This is a genomic window from Sporosarcina soli, assembly GCF_042655805.1.
In the GTDB taxonomy this organism is placed as follows: Bacteria; Bacillota; Bacilli; order Bacillales_A; family Planococcaceae; genus Sporosarcina; species Sporosarcina soli.
Window position 1 is genome coordinate 79,612 of sequence record NZ_JBHSNO010000015.1, and the last position, 18,144, is coordinate 97,755.

18 protein-coding genes are annotated in these 18,144 nt (G+C 44.8%); 1 reads left to right on the forward strand and 17 read right to left on the reverse strand.

Annotated elements, in window-relative coordinates; translation table 11 throughout:
• Positions 1-4 precede the first annotated feature (4 nt).
• From ybeY to mtaB, 11 genes are all read right to left on the reverse strand, one after another.
• Complete coding sequence (gene ybeY / locus ACFPRA_RS19350; RefSeq protein WP_381438328.1) at positions 5-475, reverse strand: rRNA maturation RNase YbeY; 471 nt, start codon at positions 473-475, stop codon at positions 5-7.
• A gap of 22 nt (positions 476-497) precedes the next feature.
• The gene (locus ACFPRA_RS19355; protein WP_381438330.1) at positions 498-2,624 is read right to left on the reverse strand and encodes an HD family phosphohydrolase; all 2,127 of its coding nucleotides are present in this window, start codon (positions 2,622-2,624) and stop codon (positions 498-500) included.
• Positions 2,625-2,763: 139 nt separating this feature from the next.
• A complete protein-coding gene (locus ACFPRA_RS19360) occupies positions 2,764-3,666 on the reverse strand; it encodes a PhoH family protein (RefSeq protein ID WP_381438917.1) in 903 nt (300 codons plus the stop codon).
• Positions 3,667-3,722: 56 nt separating this feature from the next.
• Positions 3,723-4,814: a sporulation protein YqfD gene (locus tag ACFPRA_RS19365; RefSeq protein WP_381438333.1), complete on the reverse strand. Its 1,092-nt coding sequence runs from the start codon at positions 4,812-4,814 to the stop codon at positions 3,723-3,725.
• A complete protein-coding gene (locus ACFPRA_RS19370; RefSeq protein WP_381438335.1) occupies positions 4,807-5,055 on the reverse strand; it encodes a hypothetical protein in 249 nt (82 codons plus the stop codon). Before ACFPRA_RS19370 ends, ACFPRA_RS19365 begins: the two co-directional genes overlap by 8 nt.
• Before the next feature lie 49 nt (positions 5,056-5,104).
• The gene (locus ACFPRA_RS19375; protein ID WP_381438337.1) at positions 5,105-5,572 is read right to left on the reverse strand and encodes a hypothetical protein; all 468 of its coding nucleotides are present in this window, start codon (positions 5,570-5,572) and stop codon (positions 5,105-5,107) included.
• A gap of 37 nt (positions 5,573-5,609) precedes the next feature.
• Positions 5,610-6,623: a flotillin-like protein FloA gene (gene floA / locus ACFPRA_RS19380; RefSeq protein ID WP_381438340.1), complete on the reverse strand. Its 1,014-nt coding sequence runs from the start codon at positions 6,621-6,623 to the stop codon at positions 5,610-5,612.
• A complete protein-coding gene (locus ACFPRA_RS19385) occupies positions 6,623-7,960 on the reverse strand; it encodes an NfeD family protein (protein ID WP_381438342.1) in 1,338 nt (445 codons plus the stop codon). The genes floA and ACFPRA_RS19385 overlap by 1 nt, the downstream gene beginning before the upstream one ends.
• 182 nt (positions 7,961-8,142) lie before the next feature.
• Positions 8,143-8,316 carry a 30S ribosomal protein S21 gene (rpsU, locus tag ACFPRA_RS19390; RefSeq protein ID WP_381438344.1) on the reverse strand — a complete coding sequence of 58 codons (174 nt, stop codon included), beginning with the start codon at positions 8,314-8,316 and terminating at the stop codon, positions 8,143-8,145.
• 185 nt (positions 8,317-8,501) lie between these two features.
• On the reverse strand, positions 8,502-9,173 hold the full coding sequence (gene deoC, locus ACFPRA_RS19395; protein ID WP_381438347.1) for a deoxyribose-phosphate aldolase: 672 nt from the start codon (positions 9,171-9,173) through the stop codon (positions 8,502-8,504).
• Positions 9,174-9,281: 108 nt separating this feature from the next.
• Complete coding sequence (gene mtaB / locus ACFPRA_RS19400; protein WP_381438350.1) at positions 9,282-10,637, reverse strand: tRNA (N(6)-L-threonylcarbamoyladenosine(37)-C(2))-methylthiotransferase MtaB; 1,356 nt, start codon at positions 10,635-10,637, stop codon at positions 9,282-9,284.
• 276 nt (positions 10,638-10,913) lie between these two features.
• Between mtaB and ACFPRA_RS19405 the strand changes: the two genes are divergently transcribed.
• Positions 10,914-11,336, forward strand: a complete 423-nt coding sequence (locus ACFPRA_RS19405) for a VOC family protein (protein ID WP_381438353.1) — start codon at positions 10,914-10,916, stop codon at positions 11,334-11,336.
• 133 nt (positions 11,337-11,469) lie between these two features.
• Here ACFPRA_RS19405 and ACFPRA_RS19410 read toward each other — a convergent pair whose 3' ends face one another.
• The 6 genes from ACFPRA_RS19410 to hrcA all read right to left on the reverse strand — a co-directional run bounded on the left by ACFPRA_RS19410 (position 11,470) and on the right by hrcA (position 18,005).
• Positions 11,470-12,210, reverse strand: coding sequence for a 16S rRNA (uracil(1498)-N(3))-methyltransferase (locus tag ACFPRA_RS19410; protein ID WP_381438355.1), 741 nt, complete (start codon positions 12,208-12,210; stop codon positions 11,470-11,472).
• A 4-nt stretch (positions 12,211-12,214) separates the two neighbouring features.
• On the reverse strand, positions 12,215-13,159 hold the full coding sequence (gene prmA / locus ACFPRA_RS19415) for a 50S ribosomal protein L11 methyltransferase (RefSeq protein ID WP_381438357.1): 945 nt from the start codon (positions 13,157-13,159) through the stop codon (positions 12,215-12,217).
• 15 nt (positions 13,160-13,174) lie between these two features.
• The gene (gene dnaJ / locus ACFPRA_RS19420; protein ID WP_381438359.1) at positions 13,175-14,296 is read right to left on the reverse strand and encodes a molecular chaperone DnaJ; all 1,122 of its coding nucleotides are present in this window, start codon (positions 14,294-14,296) and stop codon (positions 13,175-13,177) included.
• Between the two features lie 187 nt (positions 14,297-14,483).
• On the reverse strand, positions 14,484-16,307 hold the full coding sequence (gene dnaK, locus ACFPRA_RS19425; protein WP_381438362.1) for a molecular chaperone DnaK: 1,824 nt from the start codon (positions 16,305-16,307) through the stop codon (positions 14,484-14,486).
• A gap of 34 nt (positions 16,308-16,341) precedes the next feature.
• On the reverse strand, positions 16,342-16,953 hold the full coding sequence (gene grpE, locus ACFPRA_RS19430) for a nucleotide exchange factor GrpE (protein WP_381438364.1): 612 nt from the start codon (positions 16,951-16,953) through the stop codon (positions 16,342-16,344).
• Positions 16,950-18,005, reverse strand: coding sequence for a heat-inducible transcriptional repressor HrcA (gene hrcA / locus ACFPRA_RS19435; RefSeq protein ID WP_381438366.1), 1,056 nt, complete (start codon positions 18,003-18,005; stop codon positions 16,950-16,952). The genes grpE and hrcA overlap by 4 nt, the downstream gene beginning before the upstream one ends.
• Positions 18,006-18,144 lie beyond the last annotated feature (139 nt).

Sequence of the window (18,144 nt, forward strand, 5' to 3'; positions counted from 1 at the left end):
GGTCTCACCTCTCAAGTCCGAACGAAGTCAGAATCTCCTTCTGTCGTCCAAACATGACGGCTTCATCTTCTTCGATCATATGATCATATCCAAGAAGATGCAAAAAACCATGTAATGCAAGAAAACCCATTTCCCGATTAAAATCATGACCGTATTCTTCCGCTTGCCTTTGAGCAGTTTCAACGGAAATGATGATATCCCCCAAAATAACGGGCATCCCTTCCTCCGCAACAATGGCCAATTCGCCTTCCGTCATCTCTTCAAGCGCAAACGAAATGACGTCGGTCGGAACATCTTTTCCTCGATATTCGGCATTCACTTCTTGAATGGCTTCATCGGTCATAAATGTGAGAGACACTTCCGTTCCACTTGCCACCTCTTCCTCGATAGCGGCATGCGTTAATAACTTTCGAATCAGTTCGATAACCGTCTCATCAACAGTCCCAGTTTCATCTTCGAAATACAGTTCAAGCATCTAGGTAACACTCCTTTCAATTTTACTCCGGATATTCAATCCGATTGTGGAAAGTTCCGTTTAATGTTTCACAAATCACTTTCTCGACCAACTTCAATTCCTTCATGGAAATATCACATTCATCGAATTGGCCATCCTTCAATTTATCATTGACGATTGCCCGTACTAATCCCGCAATCTTTTGCGGGGTTGGTTCTTTCATCGACCGGACTGCCGCTTCTACACTATCCGCAATGGATATGATGGCAACTTCTTTCGTTTGTGGCTTCGGACCTGCATAGCGGAATTCTTCCTCTACCACATCTTTCCCGGATTCTTTCGCTTTTACGTAAAAATATTTCAACGTGCTCGTTCCATGGTGTTGCCGGGCAATATCGATGATTTCAGCTGGCATTTTATGCTTTTCAAGAATCTTCGCACCATCTTCTGCATGGGCAATAATGATATCACGGCTTTTTTCAGGTGGCAACGCATCATGCGGATTTTTTCCTCCGTGCTGGTTTTCAATAAAAAAACCGGGCCGTACCGATTTACCGATATCATGATAATAACTGCCAACACGCGCAAGCAACCCATTCGCTCCGATCGCTTCGCATGCTGCATCCGAAAGGTTTGCGACCATGACACTATGATGGTACGTGCCAGGCGTTTCAGTGAGCACTTTTTTTAATAATGGATGATTCGGGTTCGATAATTCTATCAATCTCATATCTGATAACAAGCCAAATGCAGACTCAAAAAATGGCATAAGCCCAATCGTTAGTGCTCCCGATAATATGCCGGATGCTATAGCGGCGATAACATAAAAAGCCAGTTCTGACATATCATAAGAAGACTGTGTCATCAGTAAGTAAAAGGCGATGAACAGCATATTGGAAGCCGCTACTCCTGCACTCGTCCGCAAAATATTCGAGCGCCTTCCCCCATTTCCAAGTAAATAAAGACTGACAATCCCCCCGAACAATATGTACAATGCCACTTCCATTTGAATAATGGCAGCGTATCCTTCCTGCAACATCACACCTGCCGTTGCAGCAGTGATAATCGTCATCATGATCGCAAGCCGTTCGTTCGTCAACAACTTAACGAGCATCGGTGCTAACGCAGTCGGAAACAGGAACGCTAATAATACGTCAAAATCCTTTTCAATCAACGCAAGCAATTTCATCAAGACGACGAGTAGGAGAAAGATTGTAAGCACGATAAGCAATGCTTTTTTCTTAACAGAGCTTTCTTTCCGCCAAGTGTTGAAATGCATGAAGATGATTGCCGAAATGAAGAGGACAAATAAGCTCAAGCCAGCGAACGGTTTGACAGTGGATTGATTGGTCAATAATCCTGTAAGTTCGAGCTGCCTATAAATTTCCCTGTCTATCATTTGACCTTCCCGCACAATGACTTGTCCTTGCAAGATCCTTGTCGGTTCAACAGCGGCCTTCGCTTGTTCAATCCCCGCCTGTGTCGCTTCTTCGTTGATTGTTTCCGTTTCTACGACGAGTAAGCGGCCGATTGTTAGCACCGATTGCAAAATGGCTGGCGGAATCTTATCTGAAAGGCGAATTTGCCGTTCCACTTCATAACGGACTGCGGAAAGATCGCTTGCCCGTACCGGTTTCGATAATTCCTCCCCGATAATCGTTGAAATAATCTGCTGCACGTCTTGCAAAACATCTGTCTTCTGTTCTAATAGATTTGAAATGGCTTCGTCACTCAATCGGAGGCCCGGTTCTTTCTTTTCAAGATTCTTAAGCCTCTCGCGCATTTCTTTAATCTGCTCTTTCCGATCCAAAGCTTCTGTTTCGTTAGTATCGCCCTTTGTTTTCCCCATTTCTTTCACATCGATCAGAAAATCGAATATCGATGTAGCAATCGCTTGCCGATTTGGTCCTACGTCATCGGAAAACTGGTAGACAGGAGGAACTTCAAGGGCCGCCCGCTCCCGATCCTGCTCCGTCTTCACCGTATCTTCAACGGTTTTGATCGAGCGGATCGTATCCGGTGAAATTTGTAATGATTCCAGTTCATATGTCTCTTTCTTGACACTCCCATACATGAGCGAAAAGAGAAGGATTGCGGATAATCCAATAAGAAATAAAGATAGGAAATTGAATTTCAGTGAGAACAAAAACCTACGTATTGGCTGCAGCATTGGAATTCCCCCATTTCTCTTCTATCGAAAAATGTAAACGCCCGCGCAGATGCGACAAGCACGGGCGCTTTGACATCAGTATTAGTATATCGTGGATTGTGTACACTTGCTTCTTATTTCTAAAGAAAAAGCAGTCAAGTTAGGATGACTGCTCCTCTTCATAAGCCTCGATTATTTTCGCAACGAGTGGGTGACGGACTACATCGCCTTGCTCCAAATATTGAAAGTGGATATCCTTCACTTTTTTTAGAATCGTTTCTGTTGCGATGAGTCCGGAATCAACGCCTTTTGGTAAGTCGATTTGTGATTTGTCTCCGGTGATCACCATTTTCGAACCGAAGCCAAGACGTGTCAAAAACATTTTCATCTGGGCTTTGGTTGTATTCTGCGCTTCATCCAGAATGACGAACGCATCGTCCAATGTGCGCCCTCTCATATAGGCAAGCGGGGCGATTTCAATTACGCCACGCTCAATGAGACGCTCTGTATGCTCCGCCCCGAGGACATCATGAAGTGCATCATACAGTGGACGCAAATAGGGATCAACCTTCTCTTTTAAGTCACCTGGCAGGAATCCCAAATTCTCTCCTGCTTCCACAGCGGGACGCGTCAATATGATGCGTTTCACAGAGCCTGTTTTCATCGCTTGAACAGCAAGGACGACAGCCAAGTAAGTCTTCCCGGTACCAGCCGGCCCAACACCGAAAACAAGATCGCGTGTACGAATGGCATGGACATATTCACGTTGTCCAATTGTTTTCGCCCGGATCGCCTTCCCTTTCGTATTTCTCGCAATCTCCTCATCGTATAATTCGGCGAAATATTCAATCGTCCCGGCTTTCACCATTTCGAGTGCGGTCGAAACATCCCGTTGATTGATATTGATGCCTTTCCGAATGACTTTTAGCAACTGCTCGAATAAAACTTTCGCTGAATTGCTTTGTTCTCCACTGAGCGATATCGTATCGCCTCTCACTAAGATTGTAATCTTTAATTCCTCTTCAATCAATTTCATATTTTGGTCTGAAATGCCAAGTAGCATGACCGCTTCGTTCGGGTCCTCAATATGCAGTTGAATCAAATGTTCATTCAATAGTTTCAGTCTCCTTGGGATATCGGTCTTTTGACTGCAATGTTATCATTGATCAGAAACAGTATAGTCCCATTAACTTTATCATTATCGAATGACACGTGCAAAATTTTCTCATCCCGCACGATCGCTTTTGAAAATGATTCGGACAATAGCTTGTTTTTTAACAACGGAATCAATACTGTCTCTTCCATGCCTTCGACCAACTCAAATTGTCCTGATTTTTCTTCCACATGACGTTCAGATCGTATGAACGACCAAGGCGATACATCTTGTTCATCCGCTTTATTTTTTTGCCAAGGCCAATGAAATGACAATTGCATGACTTCATCACCTTGCATGTGAAAATCGATCGTTTTGGGTAGACTGAAGGAATACTCGACCCAATAGTCCGCAAAAACGGCACCATCTGCACCAACGACAGTTGTTTTTCCTCCCTGTTCCAGAATGCCTGTAGCGAGCACATCCCCTTTCTTAACCGTCTGATGGACATGTCCTACCCTTTCCCCACTTTTCAATTCAAAACGCGTAATTACGCCTCCTGTGCGTGCGACAAGGTTCGAAGGAGGTCCATCCTCTTCTACATTCTCATCCGACTGAGGTGAAAGCATCGGAATGACGGTAAGTGTTGTTCCAACCCGTCTAAAACGGACCCATGACAAAGCAGGGTCATCCAACATGAGCTCCCGGCGAATTTCACCTTCGTCCGGGATAAAAACGAGGGGTTTTAGTGGAACAATCGAATTTTTTTCAAGTTTCTTCTCAATTCTTTCCGTAACCTCGGGCATATCCGATTCCACATTGACTGTCCAAAGAAAAAAGGAAGCGAGAAATGGAATGAGACAAGCAATCAAAAAACGATAGGATGAGAAAATGCCTTTAAAGCCCTTCTCCATTCCGACCTGTCTAACCGACACTTTCACACGGTAACTACGGCGTAATCGACGGATGGATTGCAAGCCTTTGCGATCGGTCTGAAAGTGTGCTGCCCCATTTTGAATAGACAATGAAGAAATTTTCGTACCATTCGAGACAAGTTTGGAGATAAAGCTGGAGACATCATTGGCACCCGTAATCTTAATCGCATATCGTTTATGCATACGGCAATGCTCCATCTTCTTTAATTTCCAGCGTTGTGATGGACGTAAAAGTGAATATTGCTACTTCTTCCGAAAGTGTCTCCACGGTCAATTCTTCTCCTGTCGCCTCAATCCGGTATTGCCCACATTTAATCACTGCAAAATCGGGGCCGAGCTTCAAAAGTGCATAAGGCCCATTGATCCGTACTGAACGGAACTCTTCGATTGTCACTGATGAACCCGTATCAAATAATTTTCTCAAAAGATAAAACCCCCTGCCATAACATATGAAATAGGCAGGGGGTCAATGCTTACCGTTTTGATTTTGGTGGAGCTAAAATTTCGGAAAAGACGATTCCTTTCAAGAAATCCTCGCTCGTTTTCGGGACAAGATCGTCCTTGTCGACTTCAACTGACACTTTCCGAGTTCCGCCATGCGCTGAAAGCCGACCGCGATGCCGATCAGTCGAAGGGCGCTCCTGTTTCTTCTGAACTTCAACCGGCCCCTCATTTACCGTAATCAGTTCAGCCGTCGCCGGTTTGCGCGGAGCTGCTATAGGTGGCGTTTGCCTGCTAGGAGGTTCGTCCGCCCCTTTCTGCAGCTCTTTTTGCATTTCCTGAACCATTTCTTTCGACATTTCTTTCAGCTTCTTAACAGGGTTATCCTGCCCAGCCGTAAATGGTTTTGGCTGCCCTTGCCGGGGTGCTTTTTTCTTGTCCTTACCGCTGAATAACGAGCCAAGAATTGCCAATATGGCAAAAATGATCAGTTGTTCCATCGATACATCCCCTTTCCGGGAATCGGATGATCACCCGTTACTCTTTCTTACCGTCAGGCTTCTGCTTATCCTCGCCCACTTTACTGATGGAGTTTCGCATGCCTGTATCCGCTTGGATGTTCTTGTAGTTCATATAGTCCATAATGCCAATGTTGCCAGTGCGGAGTGCTTCCGCCATCGCAAGTGGAACTTCCGCTTCGGAGGCTACCACTTTCGCGCGCATCTCTTCGACTCTTGCTTTCATTTCCTGCTCGCTCGCAACAGCCATTGCACGACGTTCTTCCGCTTTCGCTTGGGCGATGTTTTTATCCGCCTGCGCCTGCTCTGTCTGTAATTCCGCACCGATGTTTTTACCGATATCCACGTCGGCAATATCGATGGATAAAATTTCGAAAGCTGTTCCCGAATCAAGTCCTTTGGATAGGACTGTCTGTGAAATCATATCTGGGTTTTCCAATACTTTCGCATGGTCAACAGACGCACCAATCGTGGAAATAATCCCCTCACCAACACGGGCGATAACTGTTTCTTCACCCGCACCACCGACGAGACGATCAATGTTGGCACGAACGGTAATACGTGCTTTCGCTTTCACTTCAATCCCGTTTAAGGCGACACCAGCGATAAATGGTGTTTCGATCACTTTCGGGTTAACGGACATTTGGACCGCTTCCAACACGTCACGTCCAGCAAGATCAATCGCGGCTGCACGTTCAAACGTCAATTCGATATTCGCACGGTGTGCTGCAATGAGAGCATTGACGACACGGTCAACGTTCCCTCCCGCTAAGTAATGACTTTCCAATTGGTTGATCCCGACACTTAAGCCCGCTTTATGGGCCTTGATCAATGGATTGACGACACGGCTCGGGATAACCCGACGAAGACGCATTCCAATGAGTGTAAAAATACTGACCCGCACACCTGCTGCCATGGCGGAAATCCATAGCGCGACAGGGACGAGTGTGAAAAATACAGCTAGTACGAGTATTACGACAATCGCGATAATCACTGTCGTAATAAGACCTGCTGCTCCTGCGATTTCTGGCATTATTCAATCTCCCCTTCCTCTTCTGATTCCCGTACAACAATACGGGAACCTTCTACCTTCACAATCGTAACATTTTTTCCTTTGTCAATGTAACTTCCTTCCGAAACAACATCGATCCGTTCACCGTCCAGTTCGATGGCTCCAGCCGGGCGAAGCGGTGTGGACGTCTTTGCAACACGTCCCAGTAATTCCACTCTATTCACGTTTGAAACGTAACCGCTTTCCGTATCCGTCGCATCCATCAGCACGACTTTATTGAGCAGATGCAATTTTTTACCGAAAAATTTCATAAGAATCACCATCCCTGTACTAGCGATGGCAACCGCGATAAGGACCGAAATCGCCATATACATCGGATTGCCGCCTGCCAAAATGATACCGCCAACAATTGCGAGCGATCCTATGATCCCCGCTATCCCACCCGGCAAGAAAAACTCCGCGATGACAAGCCCTACACCAACCACAAAGAGAACGATGGATTCATAGCCTGCAAACCCTGCAACAAGGTGGCCATAGAAAAATAACAGCAACGAAGTAATCGCCATCGTACCCGGCACACCGAATCCGGGAGAATATAATTCTACGACAAGGCCAAGCCCTGCAATGGATAGAAGGATTGGGACAACGATCGGATGGGCGATGAATCGGGCGATCTTTTCAAAAATAGTCAATTCCGTTGGAATGACTTCCGCATTTTCATAGCCCGCCTTTGCAAGCACTTCTTCAAAAGACGAAACGGTCCCTTGACTATACTCGACCTCTAATGCTTCCGAAGCAGTCAATGTCAGCAATTTGCCCTTCCCTGCCCGATATTGAGGGAGATCGACGTCCGGATCTGCCATTGCTTGTGCATACTTTGTATCACGATCATGACCTGAAGAATTAGCAGCATTGATCATATCCGCAATCCATTTACTTTGCGCTTTGGCATCCGCCGCATTGCCATTAGCAACGATCGCTTGGGCTGCCCCGATGGTAGCGTTAGGAGACATGTAAATGTCCTTTGCATGTAGCGCGATCAATGCACCGGCAGAAATTGCGCGATTGTTGATATAGGCGATGATCGGAACTTCTGTCTCATCCATCAACTTGGCAATTTTGTCTGCGGCATCTGTAAAGCCTCCAAGCGTATCGATTTCGAGGATGATCGCCTCCGCACCTGCTTGTTCCGCTTCTGAAAAGGAGCGCTTTAAAAAAGCCAATAAGCCTTTTTCAACTTCTTCTTCAACCGGTACTTTGTACACTTTGGTACCGCTAGCCTCCGTCTGTATGAACGGAATCGAGATCACCGATAATAATAAAATGAACAGGAGAACTCTTCCTATCATTTTATGCATTTTCTTTTTCACCTCTCTCTATCCCCTTTATTATATCTCTTTATACGGTTCAAAAGCTCGGAAGTTTCATTTTTCTTCGGATAAAAATCCAGATAACAAATAAACCGGAAAATCCTATTAAGGATTTTCCGGTTTACCAAATTTTAGATTCATTACAAGATCGAATTCATGGCTACAGAAAATTAGAATTTACGTTTTCTTGCAGCTTCAGATTTCTTTTTGCGTCTTACGCTTGGTTTCTCATAAAACTCACGCTTTCTTACCTCTTGTATTGTTCCACTTTTGGATACAGTACGTTTGAAGCGGCGAAGAGCATCTTCAAGCGATTCGTTTTTACGAACAACAGTTTTCGACATATCTCTTGTCCCTCCCTCCAAACACACTTCGGAACATGACCAAGTGCCATGTACTCAAGAATTATACCGCATAAATAAAAATAGGTCAATATAAAACTTTCAACTTTATTTAGAAAAAAATCTTATATCCCCCTAAATGAGGTCAATTCGCTAGATATGTAATCCTGGTCTTTGTACTTAGCCGATCAATAATCAGATGTGGATGCAAGTCCTTGCATAATCTGAACTCCGGAACTTGCTCCGATTCTCGTAGCGCCCGCATCAATCATTTTTTTCATCTCTTCAAAGCTCCGAACACCACCGGATGCCTTCACACCCATTTCAGGCCCAACGACCGCCCGCATTAATTTGACGTCTTCCTCCGTCGCCCCTCCATTTGAAAAACCAGTAGAGGTTTTGACAAAATCAGCTCCAGCCAAAACGGATAACTCGCACGCTTTTCTTTTTTCCTGCTCTGTCAATAAGGCTGTTTCAATAATCACTTTGACAATTGCTTGATCTTTTGCAGCCTGAACAACTGCCTCGATATCCTTTTTCACGGTCGCGTCATCCCCGCCTCGAAGTGCACCGATATTGATCACCATATCGATTTCTCCGGCACCGTTTTGAATCGCATCTGCGGTTTCAAACGCTTTTACTTCGGACGTCGATGCCCCTAGCGGAAAACCGATGACCGTACATACTTTAACCGGCGTCCCAGCTAACGCTTCCGCCGCCGTTTTCACCCAGGTAGGATTGACACAAACTGACGCGAAAGAATAGGTGCGCGCTTCTTCGCACAACTTCAGAATCTCCTCTTTTTTCGTTTCAGCTTTCAGCAATGTATGATCAATATAAGTCGCAAAATCCGTATTCAACTGAATACCTCCCCGTAGTTGTCCGTACTTCTCCAATCATAGCAAGAACAGGCCGATTGTGCACGAAAAAACCATTCCAACCTCGTTTGGCTGAAATGGTTTTTCTTATTAGGCATGGATTTCCTGGTCATCCATTACTCGGACAAATTGTCCTTCATTATATGGATAGCCCGCTTTCGTCAACTTCACACGGACAATTTTACCGACCATTGATTCATCGGCAGGCAAGACAACTTTCAAGTAATTATCTGTATATCCTTCATAGAGCCCGCTATCCGGATCGAGTTTATACTTTTCTTCTGGAATAACTTCGAGCACTTCATTTTCAAAAGAGGATGCGTATTGCTTCGCAAGCTGATCATTCAACTCAAGCAGGCGATGAACGCGCTCATTTTTCACTTCTTCATCAATTTGATCTTCCATTCGTGCGGCAGGTGTCCCTGTCCGTTTGGAATATGGAAAAACATGCAGTTCCGAGAAACTCTGATCGCGGATGAAACGATAAGTTTCCATGAATTCTTCTTCCGTCTCTCCCGGGAAACCGACGATAACATCCGAAGTGATCGCCAAATGTGGCAACGCTTCGCGAAGTCGATCCAAACGCTCCCCGAAAAATTCCATTGTATATTTACGACGCATCCGTTTCAGTACAGTATTGGAACCGGATTGGATCGGAATATGCAGATGGCGGACGATAATCTTCGAATCACGGAGCACTTCAATGACTTCATCAGTTAATTGGCTCGCTTCGATGGAACTGATTCGAAGACGTTTCAATCCTTTCACTTGCGATTCTAGATCACGAAGAAGACGGGCAAGATTATAGTCTTTCAAATCCTCCCCATAACCACCCGTATGGATACCAGTCAGGACAATTTCAAGGTATCCTGCATCAACAAGCTGTTGCGCTTGACGGATTACTTCTTGCGGATCGCGGGAACGCATGAGGCCACGCGCCCAAGGAATAATACAAAACGTACAGAAGTTATTGCATCCTTCCTGTATTTTCAAAGATGCCCGTGTACGGTCTGTAAAAGCAGGAACGTCAAGCTCTTCATACACTCTGTTCTTCATAATATTGCGAACGGCGTTGATCGGTTGTCGTTCCGCCCGATATTCGTCGATCAAGCCAAGTAATTTCGTCCGATCTTGCGTTCCAACGACGATATCCACTCCCGGAATCGCCATAATCTCAGCAGGTGATGTCTGCGCATAACAACCTGTTACACAAATGACTGCATCCGGATTATTTCGGATGGCACGTCGAATGACCTGACGGCTTTTCTTATCCCCCGTATTCGTCACTGTGCACGTATTGATGACGTAGACATCGGAGTTTTGTTCGAAATCCTTACGATCATAGCCGGCTTCTTTAAACAATTGCCAGATCGCCTCAGTTTCGTAATGATTTACTTTGCAACCGAGGGTGTGAAAGCTTACGTTTTTCGGTAGCTCGTTGCTCATATATATTTCATCCTTTCATTACAAACATTATCATAATTAACTTGGGTTTAAATAAAATGTCAACGAGTTTTATGATAGCATAAATAAACATGTTGAGCCTAATTTTTTTGTTTAGTCTCTACATATTTAAATTGTTCCACCGAGATAGGTGACATGTACATGAATTATAGTCACCTGTTTTCTTTTTGTCTAGATATAACCAATTGTGTTTATTTGTCGCACTACAAAAATAATTGATATAATTCACTTAAAATTCAATTAGGAGGTTCCATGGTTATGAAACCACGAATTACTGTCATCACATTAGGCGTTGATAATTTAGAAAAATCGTTTCTTTTCTATCGTGATGGTCTTGGTCTACCAACGGAAGGGATCGTCGGAGAAGAATTTGAACATGGTGCAGTAGCTTTCTTTGATTTACAATCCGGCCTAAAACTTGCTATTTGGAATCGCAAAGACATCGCACATGAAGCAAAAGTTCCTTTAGCTGAATCTAGCCCTACCGAGTTTACATTAGGTCACAATGTTAATAGTAAAACCGAAGTCGATCATGTAATGGAACAAGCGAAAAGGGCAGGTGCGACGATAACTGATCCTGCTCACGATACTTTTTGGGGCGGATACTCTGGCCACTTCCAAGACCCAGACGGTCACTTATGGGAAGTAGTTTGGAATCCACAATGGCAACCAATTGAATGACCATAAATTTGGGCTAGTGATCACCAGCTTTTTCATTACACATTATGCGTCCTGTTTCAATCCCATATTTCGCTTAAAAATAAGACCTTTCTATTTTTTTAGAAAGGTCTTATTCCTATGCTGTTTACCTCTTTCATTCAAATTCGTAAGACATGGTAGACAGGAGATATAACGGGGCCGTTTCAGTCCTTAAGATACGCGGACCTAATGCCATCGGTAAAAAATCGGCGGAGTGGAGTGCTTCCGCTTCGCTCCGGGATAGGCCGCCTTCAGGGCCGAAAACAACCAGTACCGATTGTTTGGGAGACACGTTTTTAAGCCGATCTGCAATCTTATGCGGTTTTCCGCTTTTTGCATCTTCCTCATCCGCAAATAACAGGACATCATACGTTTTCGCTACATTGATCAATTGCTTGAACGTATAAGGTGTTGCGACTTCAGGAATAAGCGTACGATGGCATTGCTCCGCCGCTTCTTTCGCGATTTTGCGAAGTCTCTCTACCCTTTTACCGCCTTTTTTATCATCCCATTTGACGATGGAGCGCTCTGCTTCAAAGGGAATGAGTCCTACCATGCCGAGTTCAGTACCTTTTTGTGTAATCCAATCAAGCTTATCGCCTTTAGGCAGACCGCATGCAATCGTCACAGAAACAGGCATTTCACTGGACGGCAGCGCGTCTCCCTCGCGTTGGACGATCACCACATCTGTAGCCAGTTCGGAAATGGCTGAAACGTATGCGTGACCGTCGTAAACCGCGATGACTTGATCTCCGGGTGCCATTCGCATGACACGGACGATATGTTTTCCATCGTCGCCGGAGATTTCAGCTTTCCCTTCGTCATCGAACGGGTCGGAAAGAAAATAGCGTTGCAAACCGTTACACGCCCCTTTTTTGGGCAACAATGGCAACCCAGTCTTCCATCAGGACAGACTCGATAATGTCAAAGCCTTTGGAAATCAAATCTTCTTTCACCATATCGCGTTTTTGACCGATGATGCCTGAAACGATGAACAATGCGTCCTCCGGTAAAATAGCATAAGCATCTCCAGAAAATGACATGATCACTTCTGCCAATATATTCGCAACGATTATATTGGCAGGTTCTTTAACGGAATCTAATAGATTGCCATGTGTAACATGAATTTTCTCTTCGACATGATTCAATTTAATATTTTCTTTCGCTGCTACCACTGCGACATCATCCAAGTCAAGCGCATGGACCTGAGACGCGCCTAACAGAGCTGCACCGATGGAAAGGACACCGGAACCGGTTCCAACATCAACGACCGTGTCCCCTTCACGCACATACTTTTCAAGCGCTTGGAGACACATGACCGTGGTCGGGTGCGTGCCAGTTCCGAACGCCATACCTGGATCCAACTCGATGATCAATTCATCCGAATCGACAGGATCATATTGTTCCCATGTCGGGACGATTGTGAATCGCCCGGATATTTTGACAGGATGATAGTATTTCTTCCATGCAGTCGCCCAATCCTCTTCGTCGATCTCATGCGTATGAATGCTGTTCTGTCCGATATCCAAACCGAATGCTGTTAAGCCTTCAATCGCCTGTTCAATATCTTTCATCGTTTCAATGAGAAAACTATTGACAGGTAAATACGCTTTGACGATGACGCCATCAGTCGGAAAATCCTTTTTATCAAGTGCATAGATTTCTCCGAAACGGTCTTCGTGAATCCGATCCGGTTCTACCGAATCTTCAATCACGACACCACTGGCACCCGCTTCGTGTAAAATATTCGCTACCGCTTCCGTTGCTTCATGCGTTGTATGAATGGAAATTTCCGACCACTTCAAATCAATTCATCCCTTTCAGTCGCCTTTGATTGTACGTTTAATTTTATCAAATAAGGAGCTTGAATACTCATCTGGCGAATCTCCGCTAATGGCTGCAAATTCACGCATTAATTCTTTCTGTTTTTCCGTCATTTTCTTCGGTGTCACCACTTTCACGACAACATGTTGATCACCTATGCCACGGCCGTGGACGTTTTTAACCCCTTTACCTCTGAGACGGAAACGGGTGCCCGTTTGTGTACCGGCTGGAATTTTCAAGTTCACATTGCCGTGTACGGTCGGCACTTCAATCTCATCACCGAGTGCAGCTTGTGGGAACGTTAGACCCAATTCCAAATAAATATCGTCTTCTTCCCGTATGAATTTTTCATGTGGGCGCACGCGGAATACGATATACAAGTCCCCTGCCGGACCGCCGTTATGCCCCGCTTCGCCTTGTCCCGAGACGCGCAGCTGTTGACCATCGTCAACACCTTCAGGAATCGTCACTTTAATTTTTTTGTTTTTGGTTACTCTACCTTTACCGTGACATGTCGTACATTTTTCAGGGATGATTTTCCCTGTCCCTTGACAATGTGGACACGTTCTGCGATTTACCATTTGACCGAGCGGCGTGTTTTGCGTAATGCTGATCTGACCAGAACCGCCACAATGCGTACAAGTTGTTGGGGAAGTCCCTTTTTTCGCACCTGAGCCGTCACATGTTTCGCATGTTTCCTCTTTCGGAATTTCAATTTCCATCTCTTTTCCGAAAACAGCTTCCATGAAATCAATCGTCATGGAATATTGGAGGTCATCCCCTTTTCGAGGCGCATTCGGATCACGGCGTCTTGATCCACCACCACCGAAAAACGTGCTGAAGATATCTTCGAATCCAAAACCATCTCCGCCACCGCCGAAACCGCCAAAACCTTGGTTCGGATCTGCATGACCGAACTGATCATAATTCGCTTTTTTCGTATCATCGCTCAACACTTCATAAGCTTCCGTCACTTCTTTGAATTTCTCTTCCGCATCCGCCTCTTTGTTCAAATCTGGGTGATACTTTTTGGATAGTTTCCGATACGCTTTCCTGATATCGTCTTTGGATGCGCCTTTTGATAATCCAAGCACATCATAATAATCTCGTTTGCTCATTTTTACACTCTCCCGAAATACTTTGGCCTATGCCTATTGTATCATTATGCATGCCCGATAAAAATTGAAAAAGCCAAAGCCGGAATATCGGACTTTGACTTTTCCGTCAAGAATTTTTTCATATCGCCCCGGCGTAATTCACAGTTGGAACACCCGCCAGAAGCTGAACTTGAATTCAAGTACCCTATTATTTTTTGTCGTCTACTTCTTCGAACTCAGCGTCGACAACACCGTCATCATTTGAACCGCCTGTATTGTCGGCACCTTCCGCTGATTCTGCAGCCGCTTGTTCATACAGTTTCATAGAAAGCTGTTGAACGATTTCTTCCAATTTTTCTTTTTTCGTACGGATATCGTCGAAGTTTGCCGCTTCGATTGCAGCTTTCAACTCTTCTTTCGCTTCTTCGACATTTTTCACTTCTTCTTCAGAAACTTTTCCTTCGAGGTCTTTCAATGTCTTCTCAGCCATGAATACAAGCTGATCTGCTTCATTTTTCAAATCCGCTTCTTCTTTACGCTTTTTGTCTGCTTCCGCGTTCGCTTCTGCATCTTTTACCATGCGTTCGATTTCATCGTCTGATAGACCAGAGCTTGATTGGATTGTAATATTTTGCTCTTTTTGCGTGCCAAGGTCTTTCGCTTTAACTGTTACAATACCGTTTTTATCGATATCGAATGTTACTTCGATTTGTGGAACTCCACGTGGCGCCGGTGGAATATCAGTTAATTGGAAACGGCCAAGTGTTTTGTTGTCCGCAGACATCGGGCGCTCCCCTTGCAATACGTGGATGTCAACTGCAGGCTGGTTATCTGCCGCCGTTGAGAACACTTGGGACTTACTTGTCGGAATCGTCGTATTACGTTCGATCAATTTCGTGAAGACATTACCCATTGTTTCAATGCCGAGTGAAAGTGGTGTAACGTCTAGAAGGACAACGTCTTTTACGTCACCGCTAAGGATTGAACCTTGGACAGCGGCACCCATTGCAACGACTTCATCTGGGTTAACGCCTTTGTATGGCTCTTTGCCAGTTTCTTTTTGAATCGCTTCCTGAACTGCAGGAATACGTGTCGATCCACCTACAAGAATGACGCGGTCAATTTCAGATGAAGAAAGGTTTGCATCTTTCATCGCCTGACGAGTCGGAACCATTGAACGCTCGACAAGATGTGCAGTCAATTCGTCAAATTTCGCACGAGATAGTGTCACTTCAAGGTGAAGTGGACCAGCTTCTCCTGCCGTGATGAACGGAAGTGAAATTTGTGCAGATGTTACGCCAGAAAGATCTTTTTTCGCTTTTTCAGCGCCGTCTTTCAAACGTTGCATCGCCATTTTATCTTTGGAAAGGTCGATGCCGTTTTCTTTGCGGAATTCGTCCACAAGATAGTTTATGATGACATCGTCAAAATCGTCCCCACCTAGTTGGTTGTCCCCCGCAGTAGAAAGCACTTGGAAAACGCCATCGCCAAGTTCTAGAATCGATACGTCGAACGTACCGCCACCAAGGTCATAGACGAGAATGATTTGATCTTCTTCTGTTTTATCCAAACCGTATGCAAGTGCTGCTGCTGTCGGCTCGTTAATGATACGCTCCACTTCAAGTCCTGCGATTTTACCCGCATCTTGTGTAGCTTGACGTTGCGCATCGCTAAAGTATGCAGGAACAGTGATAACCGCTTTCGTCACTTTTTCGCCAAGATACTCTTCTGCATAGCCTTTCATATACTGAAGGATCATCGCTGAAACTTCTTGTGGCGTATATTCTTTGTCTTCCGCTTTCACTTTATAATCAGAACCCATATGACGCTTAACGGACATGATCGTGTTCGGATTCGTGATCGATTGACGTTTCGCTACTTCACCGACTTGTCTCTCACCGTTTTTGAACGCGACAACGGATGGTGTCGTACGATTACCTTCCGGGTTCGGAATTACTTTCGGCTCCCCGCCTTCATATACCGCCACTACAGAGTTAGTTGTCCCTAAGTCAATACCGATAATTTTACTCATAATCAAATTCCTCCTAGATAAGATGCTTCAATCATTACTCGTTAACTTTAACCATCGAAGGCCGCAGTACACGATCTTTTAACATATACCCTTTTTGCAAATCTTCAAGTACAATGCCTGATGGCTTTTCCTCATCGGCGCCTGTCATGATCGCTTGATGGAAATTCGGATCGAATTCCTTGTCAAGTGCTTCAATTTCAACGAGCCCTTCCGCCTTCAATGCATCGACAAGAGTGCGATAGATCATATCCATCCCCGTCATCATCGACTTCACTTCTTCAGTCTGCGATTCAACGTTCAATGCTCGCTCAAAATTATCAAGCACAGGAATCAAATTGGTAACGACGCTTTGCGCACGATATTTTTGCAATGCTTCCTGATCCAGCGCCGCTCTTCGTTTGAAGTTTTCATAATCTGCAAGCAATCTGAAGTATTTGTTTTCCTCATCCTGAAGCTTGGCCTTCAATTCTTCGACCTCGGTTTCAAGCTCATTTTCAGGTTCAGCTGCAGTCGAATTGTCATCCGTTTCTACGGCTTGTTGTTCTACGTTTGTTTCGTTTTCATTTTCAACAGCGGTCGTTTCTTCCACTGTCGAATCGTTTTCCACTACTTCTTTGTCATTTAAGTCGGCTTTCGTTTCTGTCAATGTTCTTTCCTCCCTGCTGATCCGCCACCGATTGTCAGCCTTGCCAGTTCACTGGACAAACCACTGCTCACCAAATCAAGCAACGTAATGACCCTTGCATAGTCCATCCGTTTAGGACCGATAATTGCGATAGATCCGGCCATCTGCTCTCCAGCTGAATAAGTTGCCGTGATGACGCTATAATCCTCCATCGCATTGTTGTTGTTTTCGGAACCGATACGGACATGGATTCCCGCCAAATCGTCCTGAAAAAACGTTTTTGCCGGAACGCCTTTTTCGATCAGTTCAAAAAATGTTTTCATCTTTTGAACATCATTGAATTCAGGCTGTTTCATCATATTCATTTTCCCGCCGAAAAACAAACGTTCCTCCGGCTCAATGGAAATGGCTCGTTGGAAAGCGGTGTAAAGCTCCGATGCATGGTGAATATGACGTTCCAAAATCATTTTCGTTTCCTTCAGAAGTATTTGCTGAAGTTGGACGAGCGGAGTTCCTACAAGTCGTTCGTTCAGTATGTTCACCATTTTCTCAATATCTGACGCCGTAAATCCTTCCGGCACGTTGAATAGTCGATTTTCAACTCTTCCATTATCCGTCACAATGATGGCCACTGCCGTTTTCTCATCCAAAGGGACGATTGAAAAACGCTTTACAGCATGCAGTGTCGTGTCCGGACCGAGAAGAATGGATGTATAGTTCGTCAAATCGGAAAGGATTGTCGCTGATTTCCGAATCAATTCCTCCATTTCAACAATCTTGTCTTGAAAAATCGAACGCAACTGGAAACTATCTTCCGTTTTCAACTTTTCCGGTTTTAATAAGTGGTCGACGTAAAACCGGTATCCTTTTTCGGATGGTACCCTACCGGAAGATGTATGGGTCTTTTCCAAGTAGCCCATTTCCTCAAGCTCCGCCAGCTCATTCCGGATGGTCGCCGAACTAAATGGCGCCTCCTGCTTTTGTGAAAGCTGTTTGGATCCGACGGGTTGTGCGGATTCGATGAAATCGTTAACTGTCAGTTGCAAAAGAAGCAATTGTCTGTTCGTCAACATAATCATCACTCCTATCAGCACCTTTTGAACAAGGTACTTGCTGGGCAACAGTTTTCGCCAGTCGCCTTGTTAGCACTCTGTAACCTCGAGTGCTAATGCTATTGATAATTTATCAAATTCAAATGAGCGTGTCAACGAA

Coding starts and splice junctions, on each gene's coding strand:
- ybeY (WP_381438328.1), bottom strand. CDS start 475: ATGCTTGAACTGTATTTCGAAGATGAAACTGGGACTGTTGATGAGACG.
- ACFPRA_RS19355 (WP_381438330.1), bottom strand. CDS start 2,624: ATGCTGCAGCCAATACGTAGGTTTTTGTTCTCACTGAAATTCAATTTC.
- ACFPRA_RS19360 (WP_381438917.1), bottom strand. CDS start 3,666: ATGCTACTTGGCATTTCAGACCAAAATATGAAATTGATTGAAGAGGAA.
- ACFPRA_RS19365 (WP_381438333.1), bottom strand. CDS start 4,814: ATGCATAAACGATATGCGATTAAGATTACGGGTGCCAATGATGTCTCC.
- ACFPRA_RS19375 (WP_381438337.1), bottom strand. CDS start 5,572: ATGGAACAACTGATCATTTTTGCCATATTGGCAATTCTTGGCTCGTTA.
- floA (WP_381438340.1), bottom strand. CDS start 6,623: ATGCCAGAAATCGCAGGAGCAGCAGGTCTTATTACGACAGTGATTATC.
- ACFPRA_RS19385 (WP_381438342.1), bottom strand. CDS start 7,960: ATGCATAAAATGATAGGAAGAGTTCTCCTGTTCATTTTATTATTATCG.
- rpsU (WP_381438344.1), bottom strand. CDS start 8,316: ATGTCGAAAACTGTTGTTCGTAAAAACGAATCGCTTGAAGATGCTCTT.
- mtaB (WP_381438350.1), bottom strand. CDS start 10,637: ATGAGCAACGAGCTACCGAAAAACGTAAGCTTTCACACCCTCGGTTGC.
- ACFPRA_RS19405 (WP_381438353.1), top strand. CDS start 10,914: ATGAAACCACGAATTACTGTCATCACATTAGGCGTTGATAATTTAGAA.
- dnaJ (WP_381438359.1), bottom strand. CDS start 14,296: ATGAGCAAACGAGATTATTATGATGTGCTTGGATTATCAAAAGGCGCA.
- dnaK (WP_381438362.1), bottom strand. CDS start 16,307: ATGAGTAAAATTATCGGTATTGACTTAGGGACAACTAACTCTGTAGTG.
- hrcA (WP_381438366.1), bottom strand. CDS start 18,005: ATGTTGACGAACAGACAATTGCTTCTTTTGCAACTGACAGTTAACGAT.